The organism is Nocardia sp. NPDC004278 (assembly GCF_053602975.1).
This window is the reverse complement of record NZ_JBSGEQ010000005.1, coordinates 97,547-113,397: the sequence shown is the minus strand read 5'-3', so window position 1 is coordinate 113,397 and position 15,851 is coordinate 97,547. Positions and strand designations below refer to the sequence as shown.

The window sequence follows — 15,851 nt, the reverse complement described above, 5'->3', positions numbered from 1 at the left end:
AAAGGTAACCGATGGGCAGCACTCACCGAGCAGGTAGCCGACCATGGCATACATGAGCCACAACAGTCACTCCAGCCCCAACCCTATCGAAGAAGCGGTGGCCGAGCACTATCGCACACTGCAGCTCTCGACATCCTTCGCCACCGAGACCCGAAGGCTCCTCGAAGAAGTCGTCGCCGATGAACACACCACCGTCCGTGACCGGCACGCCAGCCTCAACCGTCAACTGAAACAGCTGGACGCCAGGGAAACCGCCTGATCGACCTGCTCGCCGACCGCTCGATGCCCCAAGCAAAAGTCCGCATGAAGCTGATCGACATCAAGACCCAACGCAAACGGCTCGAAGCCGGGCTCACGAACACCTCCGAAGAGCTCACCATCGGCGCGGGAGTGCTCCGGCACGCCTTGGACCTCGTTGCCGACCTTTACGTCCTCTACCGCGACGCCAGCACCGACGTCCGCCGCCTGCTCAACGAAACCTTCTACCAACGCTTCTACATCGACGATCATCAGGACACCATCGAACCGACGATCAGCGACGAGAAAACCGACCTGTTCGCCGCGCTCCATCAAGCCGGCCGCGCCTGCATCAGTCCCCCACCGCACAGAAAGCAGAAAGGGGCTTACTCGAACCAGCGAGCGGACGCCGGTTGGAATAAGCCCCTTATGGTGGTCCCAGCTGGTTTCGAACCAGCGACCTTCCGCGTGTGAGGCGGACGCTCTCCCGCTGAGCTATGGGACCGAAGTTGTGTTCGAGCGGGCCGGAGTGGCCGTTCGAACGAGATGGAACCTTAGCACGCATCACCGGCGTCCCACCAAATCGCCACCTCGTGGGCGTGGGATCCAGTGAGTTCGCCTACGGATTCCGGAGACACGACGGACGAATCCCTAAGGTTCCCAGCAGAACCGATGCTTCGATCGAGTGGCCGCCGACTCGTTCACTCCGGCGAGGCAGAAGCTCCGGCGGCCCGACTGGCCCGCCGTAGATCTCGGGCTGACGCGTCACGCGGCCGGCTAGATCCCCGACCGCGTCAGGGCTGTACACCCCGATCGGCATATACCGTCCCGGCTTCTCGATACCGGACTACAAGTCGCAGCGAAGACTCCCCTCACCCCGTTGAAACCGACATGGGCCCCGCTGCGCCGTATCCAGCCCCGATCCAAGCCCCCGAACAACACGCGTGTGATTCCAGTTCGGGCCGTTCTACCAGCGGATTTGTAGGTTGCGGCGAACGTCGGCTAATGTTCTGTCTCGCACCACGGAGGGCAGCGAGCCCCCCAGAAGTGCAAATGCGGATGTAGCGCAGCTGGTAGCGCATCACCTTGCCAAGGTGAGGGTCGCGGGTTCGAATCCCGTCATCCGCTCGAGGAGTAGGGCCAGGCAGTAATTAAGCCTTCCCCCTTCGCACGGTGGAGTGGCCGAGTGGTGAGGCAACGGCCTGCAAAGCCGTGCACACGGGTTCGATTCCCGTCTCCACCTCGCGCGATTAGCTCAGCGGGAGAGCGCTTCCCTGACACGGAAGAGGTCACTGGTTCAATCCCAGTATCGCGCACCACCGTCTCCGCAGGTCAGCCCCGGTTTTTGCCGGGGCTTTCTTGTTTTGATCGGATCGAACGTACCCAGTTGTCCAGGCGAAGTGAAGCGTCCGCTGCGTTCGCCGGGCAAGTGATCGTTGCGAGCCGGTCGGCATCTCCTCCAACTGGGATCAGTATTCGGGCCGAATAGCGGTTGTCGGCGAAGCTACAGCCCACTCGCCCTTCGGATTTCGGGCTGGCAGGCGCTACGCCATTGCGTACAGGCAAGCCATCGTTGTCATCGGAACGCTGATGCTCAACCGCCGGTCCGCAGACCGCCCCACCCACAACAGCCACCTCGATCTCACGCTGCTCATCCCGGCGCGGTGTCCGATGGCGGATGTTCGGACTCGACGCGGCGGACCATATCGACGACGCCGGACAGGGGCCAGCCCTGGCTGATCGTGATCACTGTTTCGGCGAGTTCGGCGCAGGTGTCGTCGACGGCTTTGCGGGCGCGGTCGCGTTGGGCGGTGATGGTCGCGAACAACAGGGCGGTGAGGGCGACCGAGCCGTTGAAGGCCTGCAAGGTGATCATTTGCCTGGTGAGATCGAGTCCGGCGAATGCGGGCAGGTCGCGGGCGACAGCGAAGATGGCGACGATCGACGCGATGAGCGCGCACGGTACGGCTCCGGCCAGGTGGAAGCGCATGGCGGCCCAGATCAGGAACGGGAAGACCAAGAAGAGCAGATTCGCCGATACGGCCGTGGCCACTACCGCGACGAGGAATGTTCCGACCCCGAGGACCACGGCCTCGAGCACTCGCAACGGCGGGAGCACTTTCGGTATGTGTGCGCGAGCAGCGACGAGAATGAGCGGCGCGATCAACAGGACGCCCATCGCATCACCGGTCCACCACACCGACCAGGTCCCCCAGAAAGTGGGCGCCGCACCGGCCACGACCAGCGTCACGGCGCCGACCGTAGCGCTGATCATCGTCGCGGCGAGGGCACCGAGGAACACCAGTTCGAGTGCGTCCCGAACCGTGTCGAAATCGCTGCGGAAACGCACCTGTTTGAGCAAGAGGTAGGCAACTACTGGGGCGACGGTATCCCCGGCGGCGATTATCAGGACGGCGGGCAGATTCGGCCCGATCAAGGCATTGACCGCTAATGCGCCGAGCGTGATTCCCAGACAGGCACGCAGCCCCAGCAAGAACAGGCACGCCAGCGCAACCCCGGTCGGCGGCCATAGCGGCGTGACCTGATCGCCGACCAAGGCCATTTGCAAACCCACTTCGGCAGCGACGAAGTACGCGACCGCCGCGACGATGATCCACAGCGCCACAACAGCGTTACCGCGGAAACGGCCCACCGCGTCAGCTTAGAACCGATTTCCCGCGCATGATCAGCAAATATCGGCCACGGCCCGTCATAGCGATGTCAGACCAGGTGGACGTGGAAAGGCCCGGGCAACCCCGGGCCTTTCTGTCACGAACGGTCAGGACTTGCGGTCGCGATTCGCCGATGTCAACATCTCGACGCCGATTCGGCGCCCGACCAGCGGATGAGCCGGGTTGTCGGCGGGCGGCACTAGGCTTTGGCGCACATGTCGAGTCGGGGTCAGGGGTGCAGGGTGACGGCGAGCGAGAGCACTGGGCCGGATCGGGCCGTTGACGAGGCGGATCCCGAACTGCTCGACGATATCGCGGGGGATGTCTCGTTCGGGCTCGAGGAGATCAATGAGCTGCTCGGGGAATTGATCGAGATGCGGGGAGATCGCAAGCGGCGGGATGCGGAGATCGTAGGGTTCCGACTGGGGGTGAGCGGCGAGCCGCCGGAGACATTGGCGCGGATCGGAGCGCGCTACGACCTGTCACGGGATCGGATCCGGCAGTTGCACACCCGGGCGGTGGCGCAGATCCTGCGGGAAGCGCAGTTGAGTGGGCACCGGGCGGCGGGAGTGTTCGCGGCGCGGTATCCGGTGGGGACGCGCGATCAGCAGTTGGTGCGGGCGCTGCTGGTGGAGACGTATGCGACGGATACCGATCTGGCGGCCAACGAGTTGTCGTATCTGAAGCTGCGATTGGCGGGACATACCGGTACGGATGCGAAGCGGATCGCCGGATTCGTCATGCAGCGGATCATGGCGTGGCAGAAGAAGACGAATCGACGATTGGCGAAGCTGCACAATGCGGAGCCAGTGGCGACCGGCGAGCTGAATTCCTGGCTGACACAGGTCGATTGGCCGGGCTCCGGAAAAGGCCCCGCTCCCCTGCCGATCGAATCGGCGCGTACCGTCGACAGGGATGACGAGGGGCGCGGACGGTTCTACCTGAGCAAGGTCGGGCGCGATATCGGGTTCGACTCCGCGCTGGAGGCTCGGCTGCTGCGGACGTTGAACGCGAGCGATCTGGTCGAGACCTTCCAGGAACAGCCGAGTGCGGTCAGCTATGAAATAGACGGCGCGGGACGGATCTTCCACCCCAGCATCGCGGCCCGGCTGGCCGATGGCCGAGTGGTCCTGATCGATGTCGAACCGCTGGGACATATCGGCTTCCATATCAATCGGATCAAGTCCGCGGCGGGCCGCGCGCACGCGCATGCCAATGGGTGGGGCTGGCTCGGGTGGACCGGCAGCCGGACCGGAATCCCAGATCTATTGCGGCGCAAGGTGGATGCACAGTGCGAGAGCCGACTGTGGGAGCTCGTCGAGCGCGGACCGGTCTATTGGCCCGCATTGCGGCAGCTGCGCGGCGAGATCGAATTCGAGCTGCTCGACCTCATCGCGCTGGTGCTGCGCAACGAATGGCGTTGGGATCGTGCGCCGTTCCGTTTGACCAATGGTCACTGATACTCCGCTGCGGACGGCCCGCCTCGCCTCAGCGCACGAACATCGCCCCGGCCAGGAATGTGACGATCAGCATCATCGCGCAGTAGGTGATGAGCTGCCAGTGGCCGATCGTCTTCTCCAAGCTGGCGATATTGGCGCGCAGCGAGGTATCGATGCGGTGATGGTCGTCGAGCTTGCGCTTGACCTCGGCCAGTGAATCCGCGCGTTCCTGGTCGGAGTCCTCGGCGCGTTCCAGGCGGGTGGTGAGCTTCATGATCTGCTTCTGCTTGTCCCGCACGGTTTTTCGGGACAGGGCCAGGGTGGTGCGTTGGTTCACCAGTTCCTGGCGCTGGCGGGCGATGACGCTGGCCTGCGTCCTGGTGTGGCGTTCCCAGTCGGTCACGGTGGCCCATCCTCCTGTCATCACATCGCGGTAGCCCCACGCGATCTCGCCGCGCACCCAGCCGTACAGGAAATCGCGCAGCTCATAAGGTTCGCGGCGCGGCACGACGACCGCGCTGTTCGAGGCATCCAACATCCCCGATTCGATCCGGTAGTCGCAGGCGGGTGGAGCGAAGTCCGCGATGCCGAGCGCAGGCAGATGCGTGACCCAGTAACCGGACGGGCACAGCCAGAGCACACCCTCGCAGCCGGAGGCGCGCAGCCGAGCCGTGTGGTGCTGGGCCGATTCCCGATCCAGCGGTCCGGTGCGGACCTCGATGGCGAACTGCCGTGCACCGCTGCGCCACAGCACGTCCACCGGTATATCGCCGACACGGCGGTCCACCTCGGCGGCATCCGCACCGTATGCGGCGAGTCTGCCGCAGAGCCAATATTTCAGCCGCTGGATATCCCATTGCGCGGCGGCACATTCCGGACACGTGCAGCCGTATCCCACGCTCCCCGCCGATCCGCTGACCGCGGGTGCTCCACCGTCGGTCCGGGTGTCCGTGACGCGACTGTCCGCCAATCCCAATTCGGCGAGCAGCGCCCGACGCCCGCACGCCCGCTCGACGCGCTGCTTCGTTCTCACGCGACCACACCCCTGCCCAAAACCACCGCAGATCAGGCGACCTACGCCATAGATCAAGAGTGCGCCAGCTTTGGCGCGCCCGCTAGCCCCCTATACCCCGCGCTCGGGTGCGCCACAACCCCGAAATGGCCCTCGACCAGCAGATGTGCGCTGTCTCACAAGCGATTTCGGTGCGACACACGAGAGCATTGCCACAGTTATTCCGATCGATTGATACTTGTCGCCATTCCTCGGACACGGCGGGACACTCGGCGAAAACGGACCAGTGCCCGCGGAACGGAGGGACGAAAGCCGCTGCGCAATTGGACGAATGCCCCATCGCGCGAGCGCCACCGGTACTCGAGCCACGTACCTACCGATCGACGGATAGAATCGGCGCGCCACGAGCTGAGTTCGGGGCGATACCTGCGGCGTGAGCGACGGGCCCGGGAGGCGGTAGCTTGGCGTTGACCACGGAGGACCCGGGAGCGCCGCAATAGATGGGGAAGAAGGTATGGGATGGACCACGACGAGCAGAGCGGCGAATCGATCGGCGCTATCTTGTCGAGTCTCGCAACGACACTACGTGCGGTGAGCAATAAGCTCGATGCGGTCGCCGCCCACGTGGACGATGACGGCAACCTGGCCGGTCGCCTGGCCAAGTTGGAGGCGTGGGCGTTCCGTACGGCGGAGGATGTTTCCAAGATCGGGTCGCGATTGGAGCAGGTCGAGACCGGTCCGGACGAACCGGGTAACCCGACGCCGGACAGCCGTCCCGAGCCGGTGCCCGCGAACCGTGAACGGCGCGAGCCGATTCCGTCGCGCCGGGACCGCCTCGGACATGTCAATGGGCGCGCCGACCACTTCGAAGCCGTCACCACACGGAACGAGACCGCAACCGGGTCCGACTCGGTGACCGGGCGCAACGAACGCCTGGACGCCGCGACCACACACATCGAACGCCTCGACACCACAACCGGCGGCAGTCCGCGCCTCAGCACCGCGACCACGAACAATGATGCCGCGACCGGAAACCACGAGCGCCTGGACACCGTGACCGGCCGCAATGAACGTCTCGCCGCGCCCGACGAAGCCGCGTCCCGCCCCGCACGGACCGAATTCACCGCGCCGATAGCCCGCAACGAACGCCTCGAACCCTTCGGTCCCGCAACACCGAACGAGCCCGTCCCCCTCCCCGCGCGGACGCCACAGCCCGTGCCGCCCGCCGTCCCCCCGAGCTACCGCAGCGAACCCCTCGCCGGACCCACGACCCGCGGCGAATGGCTCGACTCGGCCACACCGGCCAACCTCACCGAATCGGCCACGCCCGGCTACACCAACCGCCTCGAGCCTCCGACCGCCAGCGACCGGCTCGACTACGGCTCGATCGGCTCGAGCAACGGCCGCCTCGAACCGCTCACCTCCCCGCCCCGCAACGGCTACGAATCCCCCACTCCCCGCCTCGATTCCGGCATGACCGCGCCTCGTGCCGAGGACAGCGGTGCAATCACCGCGGGCGCCCACCACGCCAGCACCGGCGAGGACACCTCCCACGTCGACAAACTGCAAGCCATGCTCGATGAACTCAAGCGCAATCCGAACGGCCCCTTCGGCCGCCCCGAACCAACCACCACCTCCGGCAACGAACTTCCCGGCGTGGACCCGACTTTCGCCGTCCGCACCGAGGGCTGAGCGCCTCCACGTCTCTGCACCTCTCCCACACCCTGACGACCCCCGTAGCGGCTCTACGCCGAAGTAGCGGGTGTGCCGGCAGAGAAACGGCAAAGGGCGGCCCAACGCCCCCTAGAGAGACGGCTGTAGCGCCGTGAGCGTGGTCCGGATCAACTCGCGCAGCCACCGATGGCCGTTGTCGGCGGTATTGCGCGGATGCCAAGCCATTGCGATTGCGACTTCGGGCAGTGGGAGGGGAATTTCGAAGGCGGCTAAGCCCAATGCGGTGCGGGTCGTCGCGGTGAGGGCCGCGGGGACCGGGCAGATCAGGTCGCCGGAGCGGACCGCCAGCAGTGCGGCGGTCAGGTTGGGAACGGTGGCCACCACCCGGCGGGTGCGGCCGTGCAGGGCCAAGCGGTCATCGATGGGGCCGCGGGCGCGGCCGCGGCGCGAGATGCCGAGGTGGGCGGCCGCGGCGAAACGCGCCACCGTGACGCGGTCGGTGATCAGCGGATGGTCCGGTGCGGCTACGCCGATCACCCGGTCGCGCAGCACGCGTTGCACGGTGGTCTCCGGATCGGTGTGGTCGATGACGCCGACCTCGATATCGACGCGGCCGTCGCGGAGTGCGGCGGTGCCTTCCGAACTGTCCGAGAGCAAGTGCAGCGTCACACCGGGCGCCTGTGCACGGACGGCCGCCAGCAGCGGCGCTGTCAGCTCGTCGATCACCATATCGTCGGCCTGCACCGCGAAACCGCGCTTCAGCGTGGTCGGGTCGAGCGCGCCGCGCGGGGTGAGCAACGTCCGGCTCTGTTCGACCAGAACACTCACCTCATAACGCAATTCGAGCGCGCGCGGCGTGGGTACCAGTGTGCGGCCCGCGCGCACCAGCAGCGGATCGCCGAGCACGCGACGCAGCCGGGCCAGCGTCCGGCTCATCGCGGGCGCCGAGGTGTGCAGCCGCTCGGCGGCCTGCGTGACGCTATTGGTCTCCAGCAGCGCATCCAGAGCAACCAGCAGATTCATATCGACCGCGTCCACTCCTGGATTATCCAGAATGAAATGACTGATAACCAACATTGCGTCGGTGATAATCCGGCGCGGATCCTGCCATTGACGAAGACGGCACCCGCGCTGCCCGATCCTCGAACTCTCCTTCGGCAGGACGACACGTCCGGTCCACACGCGCGGTGCTCAATGCGGGCGGTCACACTCTGAACCGGCTCAACCGCGAAACGCACACTCGCACTGAGCAAATCGACGGGCGGTCACGAACCGAGGTTCGGCCCCACGCCCCAGCCGCTGTCCGCCGGCCACACCTGCACCGGTTCGCGCACGAGACCAGGAGCCACGAGACCACCATCGTCGCCCCTGCGGTCATGGGCGACCGCAATATCGCATCTGAACACGCACAGCCCCCACCGCGATCCGACACCGCGACCGGACTGCCGCACATCACCGTCGGGGAAGATCCGGGCGGTTCCGGCGCATTACTGGCAATCGACCTCGGCAGCCGGTGCGGAAGAATCTCGGCCGCCACACAGCACTCCACACCGGCGGCCGCCACTCACGATGAAAGGGGGCGCCCACGAACGCAACTCTCCGATTCGTGAGCAAGCGTGATCGATGCCGAAATGCGTGCAGCGCGACCGGTCCTACACCTTCACAACCTCACGGCGTGCGCTGCTCCGCGGAAACCTGTGGCGCCGCATCCGGCGCCGTAATCACCACCGGACCCTTCGGTCGATCCGCGAGCCCGCGGTACGAGGACGGCCGGATCGTGCGGAACCATTGCGCCGCACGGGTTCTGCGCGGCAGGCGGAACTTCAGGTCGGCGAGCATCTCGTCGAGATTGTGAATGGAGAACGGGGTGATGGCGGTACCGTGCGCATGGTGGCCACCGGTGCGTTCGGCCATCCAGCGCAGCCGCTCGTCGACCTGCCCGGCCATCTCCTCGTGGGGCGGCAGCGCGAGACGCCCCTGCAGCAGAGCGGCGGTCCAATGCGCGCCGACCTCGGCGCTCAGCGCGCTGACAACCGAGGAGTTGTAGCCGGCGAAGCTCAGGTTGGGGACGCCGATGGGCAGGATCTGCCGGTGCAGCCGGAAATTGCCGTCGTCGTCGGTGAGCTGACGCTGCACATACGGGGTCAGGAACGGCACTCGCTGGTGGAATCCGGTGGCGCAGATGACGATGTCGGCCTGCACGGTCGTGCCATTGGACAGTTGCACGGCCGGGCCCTGCTGGTCGGCGAACATCTCGGTGATGGTGCTGTCCCGGTGCACCGTGATCAGCCCCATCCCGACTCTCTCGAAGAAATCCTCGGTGACCACGCTGATGGTGCTTTCGGCAATGTCCTCGAAGCGGCCCTCCGGCACCAGACCGAGCTCGCGCAGATGCGACTTCTTGGTGGCGAGTTCCTGGATCACGTCGAAATTGCTGTCGCGGAAGGTGTACCCGCGGCCGTGCAGGAACCGCTCGATCCGATTGAGCTGCTGATAGCGGAAATGCGCCTCGCCGAACCGGGTCAGCATCATGCGCTCGTAGTTCAGCCCACGGGCCAGCTTGCGTGGCATCTTCCACATCAGCCTGCGGGCGACCACATTCGTCGAGGCCGCGACATGGCTGATGGACTCGGCGATATCGCAGGCCGACTTGCCATAGCCGACCACTACGACCGATTTGCCCCGCGCCCACTCGACATCGAGGAACTCCGAGGCGTGGCCGATCTGCCCGCCCGCCTGCCGGAACCGGTCGACTCCGACAAAGTCGGGCACCGCGGGCTCACTGAACACACCGTTGGCGATGACCAGATGATCGCAGGAGGTGCGGTGGACGCCGACGTGGTCGCGGATCTCCAGCAGCCAGCCGCTGTCCACCGGGTCGGCGGCGACCACTTCGGTGCCCAGGCGCAGGCTCTCGCCGAAGCCGTGATGGCGCACATACCCGTCGAGGTATTCCTGCATCTGCTGCCCGTCGGGCACCCTCGGATAGTCATCGGGCATCGGAAAGTCGGAGAAGTGATAGGTGTGTTTGCTGTTCTGTGCGCGCAGGCCGGGATACCGGCGCGTCGCACTCCACACTCCACCGACGTCCGGGGTCCGGTCGAATACCTCGACCGGAAAACCCTCCTGGCGCAACACCTTCGCGCAGGCGAGGCCTGCGATGCCCGCACCTACGATCGCGATGCGGTTCCCGCTCGTCATGGCACGGAGATTACGTCGCTCGCGCGAATGCGGCAAAGCCTCGGTGCGATTTCACGAACCTTAACGGGGGGTGACTAGAATCCTGGCCTTGCCCCGCGGGACGGTGGTGATATTGCGCACCTTCCCGCGTTCGGGCTTCGCCCCCGCCGGCGCGTCCAGGCGGTACCGGGACAGGATCTCGCGTAGCACCGTGGTGCCCTCCATCAGCGAGAATCCCGCACCGATGCAGCGGCGCACCCCGCCGCCGAAGGGCAGCCAGGTATTCGGCTCGACCTCCCCGCCGAGGAAACGGGACGGACGGAAGGTCCAGGTGTCCGGGTAATTCTGCGGGCTGCGGTGCGCCAGCAGGATCGAGCAGGCGACCACGGTGCCCGCGGGCAGATCCCAGCCGCCGATGGTCATATCCCTGGTGAGTTTGCGGACCGCGCCCGGTATGACCGTGCGCATCCGCATCGCCTCCTTCATGACGGCCTCGAGTGCCTTGTCGTCCTCGGCGCGGACCGCTTGGTGGGCCTCACGCTGTACCTCCGGATCGACGGCGAGTTCGTACAGTGCCCAGGACAGCGCGGCGGCCGTGGTCTCATGACCGGCGAGCAGCAGGGTGATGAGTTGGTCGCGCAGTTCGGCATCGGTCAGCGGTGGTTCGTCGTCGGAATCTCCGCCCGCCTGCAGCAGCCGCGATAGGACATCGGTGCGTTCGGCGAGGTCGGACGCGGTGCGCCGGGCCGCGATCTCGGCATAGAGCAGGTCATCGATGGCGGCCATATTGCCGTGGAAGGACTTCCACGGCGGGTACTTCTGCAGCGCGGGCTTCATCAGCCCGATGTACTGCAGCGGGCCGATGGTGACGATGCGGCCCAGGCGCGGTGCGAGCGAGGCGCGCGTGCGCGCGTCGGTGACACCGAAGACCACGCGCATGATCACCTCGAGGGTGAGCGCGTTCATCCGGTCGAGGGTGATCACCGTCGAACCGGGCCGCCAGCGGTCGACCTCCGCGGCCGCGATTTCCGCGACCAGATCGCGGTAACCGCGCAGTGCCGCGCCATTGAATGCGGGCATGAGCAATCGGCGGGCCCTGGCATGTTCGCCCTCATCGGTCGTCAGCACCGAATGTTGGCCCATGATGGGACCGAGGATCTGGTTGCCCTCGCCCGCGTGCAGATCGCGCGGGTCGCCCGCGAAGATCTCCTTGATGTGCTCGGGGCGCGTGAATACGACGAGATTGTCCGCGAACGGCGGTACCTGCACCGAGAAGACGTCACCGTAGCGCTGCCGCAGCGGCGGCAGCAGCTGCGCACGGTTGCGGATGTAGAGCATGCCCTGCAGCAGCGCCGGGATCGGTGGGCCGGGTGGATAGGCCACAGTCTTCGTCTCCTCCGCATCCGGCGCCGGACGCATCGTTACGCCCGGTTCTATGCAATGTTCCATAGTTTCCGGGCGCGACGGAAGAGCCTCGGGCACAACGCCGGATCAGCGCAGGGCGGGCGCATCCGCCAATTCGACGGGAAGATCGTGCAGACCGCGGATGAGTATGCTCTCCCGCCAGCGCAATTCCCCGCCGTCGGCAGCCAGTCGCAGGTCCGGACACCGCTCGATCAGCCGCGTGATGGCGATACGCGCCTCCAGCCGGGCCAGGCCAGCGCCGAGGCAGTAGTGGATGCCGTGACCGAAGGCCAGGTGGCCGGAGGCGGGCCGCCGCGGATCGAAGTCGGCGGCGGCGTTGAAGCGCCGTTCGTCGTGGTTGGCCGAACCAAGTGCGACGAGTACCAGTTCGTCGGCGGGAATTTCGATATCACCCAGGGTGATCGGGGCGGTCGTGTAGCGCAGGGTTGCGACGTTCACCGGGCCGTCGTAGCGCAACATCTCCTCGATCAACGCGGGCACGTCCTCCGGGTTGCCGTGCAGCGCTCGGTAGCGCGCCGGGTCCGAGAGCAGAGTGAGCACGGTATTGCCGATCAGGTTCACCGTGGTCTCATGGCCGGCGACCAGGATGAGGAACACCATCGAGGTCAGTTCGTCGTCGGTGAGGCGATCACCATCGGCTTTGGCGGCGATCAGGTCCGAGACCAGATCCTCGCCCAAACCCTCGGCGCGGCGTCGCGCGATCAACCGCTCGAAGTAATCGGCGATGGCTGCGGTCGCCTGCCGCATCTCCTCCTCCGTGGCGGTCGATGGTTCGACGATGATCCGCGACCATTCCCGGAACTCCGCGCGATCGGCCACCGGCACCCCGAGCAGTTCACAGATGACGGTAATGGGCAGCGGAAATGCATACTCCGACAACAGATCCACGCAACCGCCGTCCGCCGCCATCCGATCGAGCAACTCGTCGGCGATCGCGAGTACACGCGGTGTGAGCGCTTCGATCCGAGCCGGTGCGAATGCGGGCGTGACCAGTCGGCGCAGCCGCGCGTGTTCGGGCGGATCGGTATTCAGCAGGTGGTAGCTGAGGCGGGCATTCACCGCGCCGACACCGGTGTCACCGGTGGGCAGGCCCCTGGCCCTGCGGCTCGCCTCGGTGTGTGGATCCTTGCGGATGCTCGGATGGCGCAACGCCTCGCGCGCGGCATCCAGATCCACCACCAGCCAGGCGCGAACGCCGCTGCTCAGCTCGATGGCGTGTACGGGGCCTTCGGCGCGAAGCTCCGCGTAGAAGGCATACGGTGTACGAAAGAAGTCCTGCGGCAGCTGTCTCATTCGATCGACCTTTTCCGGTTCGCGAGTTGTCTTGCGCCCCTTCGATAGTGGCACGCGATATCGACCTCGACCACCCGCGCCATCGATCGCGGCCGTATCTGGCCAAAGGATGACCGCCGTCGGTCCGTCGCGCGCGCCGCGTCCGACGAAAGGATGACCGTGGACCACTTCGCTCGGCACGACCGCGGCCGGGCCGATAGTCTCCGCAAATGGGACCGATTTCTCCTATCCTGCGCGGCGCCCGGATCGCGAATTCGTTGGCATTCGGGTTGCAGGGCTTTTTCTTCGCCGTCGTACTCACCGAACTGCCCCAGCAGAAGGATCGCTTCGGACTCTCGGACGGTCTGATCGCCGGTTCGGTGGTCCTGGTGTCGATCCTGGCCGGCGTGGGCAGCGTAGCGGCCGAGCAGGTGGCCACGCGCTGGTCCAGCCGGGTCACGGTGCGGATCGGGCTGTTCGGGATCACGGTCACCGGATGCGCGATCGCGATGGCGCCGAATACGCCCGTCCTGTTGATCACGCTAGGGCTGTACGGGATTGCGGTCGGTATCGTCGACGCGAGCACCAATATGCAGGGTGTATTCATCCAGCACGGGTACGGGACGTTCATCCTGTCCTCGTTCTACGCGGTGTGGAGCGCCGGATCGATCATCGGCGCGCTGTTCGTCTCCGCCTGCGAGGCCCTGGATGTCACACTGCGCGAATCGCTGCTGACGGCGGCGGGGCTGGTTCTCGTGGTCGGACTGGTCATCGGTCCGCGCCTGCTCAGCGCGCAGGAGGCGGAGGCAGGTCCCGCGGAGATGGCCGAGAGCGAACCAGGAGCATCCGGAATGGTTCCGCTGCGCAAGTACCTCGCCTTCGGCATCGCGGCCTCGCTCGTCTTCGCGATCGACCTCACCGTCAGCAACTGGTCGGCGTTGTATCTCAAGGAAGATCTGCTGGCCAGTTCGTCCACCGCGGCGCTGGCGCTGGCCGTCTATCAGTGCGCATCACTGACCGCGCGGCTATCCGGAGACCTGTGGGTGCGGCGGCTCGGCGGACGCCGGGTGGTGCGCGTCGCGGGCGCGATCGGTGTGCTCGGGCTCGCCATCGCGGTCGCCGCACCAGGGCCTGCGGTCGCGATCGCGGGGTTCCTGGTAGGCGGTTTCGGTACCGGCGTTGTCGCGCCACTGTGTTTCAGCGAGGCCGGACAGCTGACCAGCGGACGCCAGCTCGACGCACTCATCGCGCGACTGAACCTGTTCAACTATGCGGGCACACTCGTCGGCGGCGGGCTGGTCGGCGCGATTGCCGCCGGGCTCGGACATCGGATCGGATTCGTGATCCCGGTGCTGTTCATGGCGATCGTTATCGGACTCGCACGCGTATTCCATTCCCGTTCCGAACCGGATGAACTTTCCGCGTCCAACGAAGGCCATGCTGTACTGGACACATGAGCGAGCGGAGCGAGCGAATCATGTGCCAGCGCGCGTTGCGCATGCCGGAGCCGAGCGCCAGCGAGGCGTAGGCATGAGCAACATCCCAGTCATCGTCGACCGGGCCGGATTATGGGACGCCGAGGCCCTCAGCGACGTTGCGGCCGCGACCTTTCCGCTCGCATGCCCGCCGCACGCAACCCCGGAGGATATCGAGATCTTCATAACCGAGGTGCTCTCCGGTGAACGCTTCGGCGAGTACCTGACCGACCCCACCCGCATCGTGCTCAAGGCGGTCACGAACGGCGATATCGTCGGCTACGCGATGTTGCACTACGGCGATCCGGCCGACCCCGAGGTCGCCAAGGCGGTCGACCTGCGGCCGGTCGTCGAGATCAGCAAAATGTATGTGCTGCCGGGCCACCACGGGGCCGGGGTGTCGAAGGCGCTGATGAATGCCGCGCTCGAGCGCGGGCGCGAAGACGGTGTGGCGGGGGTGTGGCTGGGCGTGAACCAGGAAAACGTGCGCGCCCAGCGGTTCTACCGCAAGCACGGGTTCGAGCGGGTCGGCACCAAAACCTTCCTGGTCGGCAGTCAGTTGCATCACGACTTCGTCATGCGGCTGGTTTTCTGAGCCGAATCAGTCCAGGAATTCGATCAGCGCGGCATGGAAGGCCGGATCCACCACGGCCATCAGATGGTCACCGGGGACCACCCGCAACGTGCCGTCGGGTAGCGCGGCGGCGAGCCGCTCCGGCTCGGCCGCGAACGGGTCCTTATCCCCCGCCAGCACCAAGCTCGGCATCGTGATGTCGGCCAGGGATTTGATCGGCTCCTCGTCCAGTCCGGTCGCAACCGCCTCGATGGCGTCGCGATCGGCGCGCACCGCATCGGCGAGAATCCGGAACATCATCGCGATCGGCGGCGCGCCCACACCAGCACCACGCATGGCAGTGCGCAGATCGTCGATATCGATAACGCGCCGATCGACGCCGCCGCAGTCCAGCACCCCGGAGCCGATGCCACCGACCGCCAGTTTCGCCACCCGCCGGTCCGCGCCCGCTACCAGCAGCGAAATGATCGCGCCCATCGAATAGCCCACCTGCACAACGCGATCGAAACCGAGTTCGTCGTAGAGCGCACTGACATCGCGCGCCATCCCCGCCCACGTGTAGCGGGCCGCATCGTGCGGTTTCTCGGAACGGCCGTGCCCACGCGCGTCCAGGGAGACCACGGTGCGCCCGGCAGCCTGTAGCGCGCCGACCACGCCGGTGCCCATCCAGTTGGCATTCGTATCGGCGACCACCCCGTGCTGCAAAACGACCGGAATGCCTTCGCCCTCCCACACACGGTAGTTGAGCTCCAGTCCGTCCCAGGTCGTGAACTTCGTCATGTCCGGATCGTAGTGGTACCGATACGAGCGGTTGACATGTTCTATCTGTTCAGTCTTTACTGAACAGATCGGTCTTTACGGAACATGCAGGACCTGAAACCCTGTCGAAGG

General features: G+C 66.0%; 13 protein-coding genes and 4 tRNA genes. 8 read left to right on the top strand and 9 right to left on the bottom strand.

Features of this window, described 5'->3' with window-relative positions; genetic code table 11:
• Positions 1-52: 52 nt before the first annotated feature.
• Positions 53-259: a hypothetical protein gene (locus ACWEO2_RS09725; protein ID WP_452404929.1), complete on the top strand. Its 207-nt coding sequence runs from the start codon at positions 53-55 to the stop codon at positions 257-259.
• On the opposite strand, the gene ACWEO2_RS09720 is transcribed toward ACWEO2_RS09725, so the two are convergent.
• Both ACWEO2_RS09720 and ACWEO2_RS09715 read right to left on the bottom strand, forming a co-directional pair.
• Positions 223-573 carry a hypothetical protein gene (locus tag ACWEO2_RS09720; RefSeq protein WP_452404928.1) on the bottom strand — a complete coding sequence of 117 codons (351 nt, stop codon included), beginning with the start codon at positions 571-573 and terminating at the stop codon, positions 223-225. The two genes, ACWEO2_RS09725 and ACWEO2_RS09720, sit on opposite strands and share 37 nt — an antisense overlap.
• A 94-nt stretch (positions 574-667) precedes the next feature.
• Positions 668-742 (bottom strand) — tRNA-Val (locus ACWEO2_RS09715).
• 550 nt (positions 743-1,292) lie between these two features.
• Here ACWEO2_RS09715 and ACWEO2_RS09710 point away from each other — a divergent pair.
• The 3 genes from ACWEO2_RS09710 (at position 1,293) to ACWEO2_RS09700 (ending at position 1,556) form a co-directional block, all read left to right on the top strand.
• Positions 1,293-1,365, top strand: a tRNA-Gly gene (locus ACWEO2_RS09710).
• A 44-nt stretch (positions 1,366-1,409) separates the two neighbouring features.
• Positions 1,410-1,480: transfer RNA gene (locus ACWEO2_RS09705), tRNA-Cys, on the top strand.
• A gap of 1 nt (position 1,481) precedes the next feature.
• Positions 1,482-1,556 (top strand) — tRNA-Val (locus ACWEO2_RS09700).
• Between the two features lie 332 nt (positions 1,557-1,888).
• Here ACWEO2_RS09700 and ACWEO2_RS09695 read toward each other — a convergent pair.
• Positions 1,889-2,890, bottom strand: coding sequence for an MASE1 domain-containing protein (locus tag ACWEO2_RS09695; RefSeq protein WP_452404927.1), 1,002 nt, complete (start codon positions 2,888-2,890; stop codon positions 1,889-1,891).
• 261 nt (positions 2,891-3,151) lie between these two features.
• Between ACWEO2_RS09695 and ACWEO2_RS09690 the strand changes: the two genes are divergently transcribed.
• On the top strand, positions 3,152-4,369 hold the full coding sequence (locus ACWEO2_RS09690) for a sigma factor-like helix-turn-helix DNA-binding protein (RefSeq protein ID WP_452404926.1): 1,218 nt from the start codon (positions 3,152-3,154) through the stop codon (positions 4,367-4,369).
• Between the two features lie 28 nt (positions 4,370-4,397).
• Here the strand turns inward: ACWEO2_RS09690 and ACWEO2_RS09685 are convergent, their stop codons facing one another.
• Positions 4,398-5,381, bottom strand: coding sequence for a hypothetical protein (locus tag ACWEO2_RS09685; protein ID WP_452404925.1), 984 nt, complete (start codon positions 5,379-5,381; stop codon positions 4,398-4,400).
• A gap of 570 nt (positions 5,382-5,951) precedes the next feature.
• Here ACWEO2_RS09685 and ACWEO2_RS09680 point away from each other — a divergent pair.
• Entirely contained in the window at positions 5,952-7,052 is a 1,101-nt protein-coding gene (locus ACWEO2_RS09680) for a hypothetical protein (RefSeq protein ID WP_452404924.1), read from the top strand.
• Between the two features lie 111 nt (positions 7,053-7,163).
• Here the strand turns inward: ACWEO2_RS09680 and ACWEO2_RS09675 are convergent, their stop codons facing one another.
• From ACWEO2_RS09675 to ACWEO2_RS09660, 4 genes are all read right to left on the bottom strand, one after another.
• Positions 7,164-8,111, bottom strand: a complete 948-nt coding sequence (locus tag ACWEO2_RS09675; protein ID WP_452404923.1) for a LysR family transcriptional regulator — start codon at positions 8,109-8,111, stop codon at positions 7,164-7,166.
• Between the two features lie 591 nt (positions 8,112-8,702).
• Complete coding sequence (locus tag ACWEO2_RS09670; RefSeq protein WP_452404922.1) at positions 8,703-10,235, bottom strand: flavin-containing monooxygenase; 1,533 nt, start codon at positions 10,233-10,235, stop codon at positions 8,703-8,705.
• Between the two features lie 60 nt (positions 10,236-10,295).
• Positions 10,296-11,633 (bottom strand): cytochrome P450, encoded by a 1,338-nt coding sequence (locus ACWEO2_RS09665; protein ID WP_452404921.1) that lies wholly within the window; start codon positions 11,631-11,633, stop codon positions 10,296-10,298.
• Positions 11,634-11,705: 72 nt separating this feature from the next.
• Positions 11,706-12,932 (bottom strand): cytochrome P450 family protein, encoded by a 1,227-nt coding sequence (locus ACWEO2_RS09660; protein ID WP_452404920.1) that lies wholly within the window; start codon positions 12,930-12,932, stop codon positions 11,706-11,708.
• Between the two features lie 209 nt (positions 12,933-13,141).
• Here ACWEO2_RS09660 and ACWEO2_RS09655 point away from each other — a divergent pair, with 209 nt between their 5' ends.
• Entirely contained in the window at positions 13,142-14,368 is a 1,227-nt protein-coding gene (locus ACWEO2_RS09655) for an MFS transporter (protein ID WP_452404919.1), read from the top strand.
• Between the two features lie 73 nt (positions 14,369-14,441).
• Complete coding sequence (locus tag ACWEO2_RS09650) at positions 14,442-14,981, top strand: GNAT family N-acetyltransferase (RefSeq protein ID WP_452404918.1); 540 nt, start codon at positions 14,442-14,444, stop codon at positions 14,979-14,981.
• A 6-nt stretch (positions 14,982-14,987) separates the two neighbouring features.
• Here the strand turns inward: ACWEO2_RS09650 and ACWEO2_RS09645 are convergent, their stop codons facing one another.
• Positions 14,988-15,740: an alpha/beta fold hydrolase gene (locus ACWEO2_RS09645; RefSeq protein ID WP_452404917.1), complete on the bottom strand. Its 753-nt coding sequence runs from the start codon at positions 15,738-15,740 to the stop codon at positions 14,988-14,990.
• Positions 15,741-15,851 lie beyond the last annotated feature (111 nt).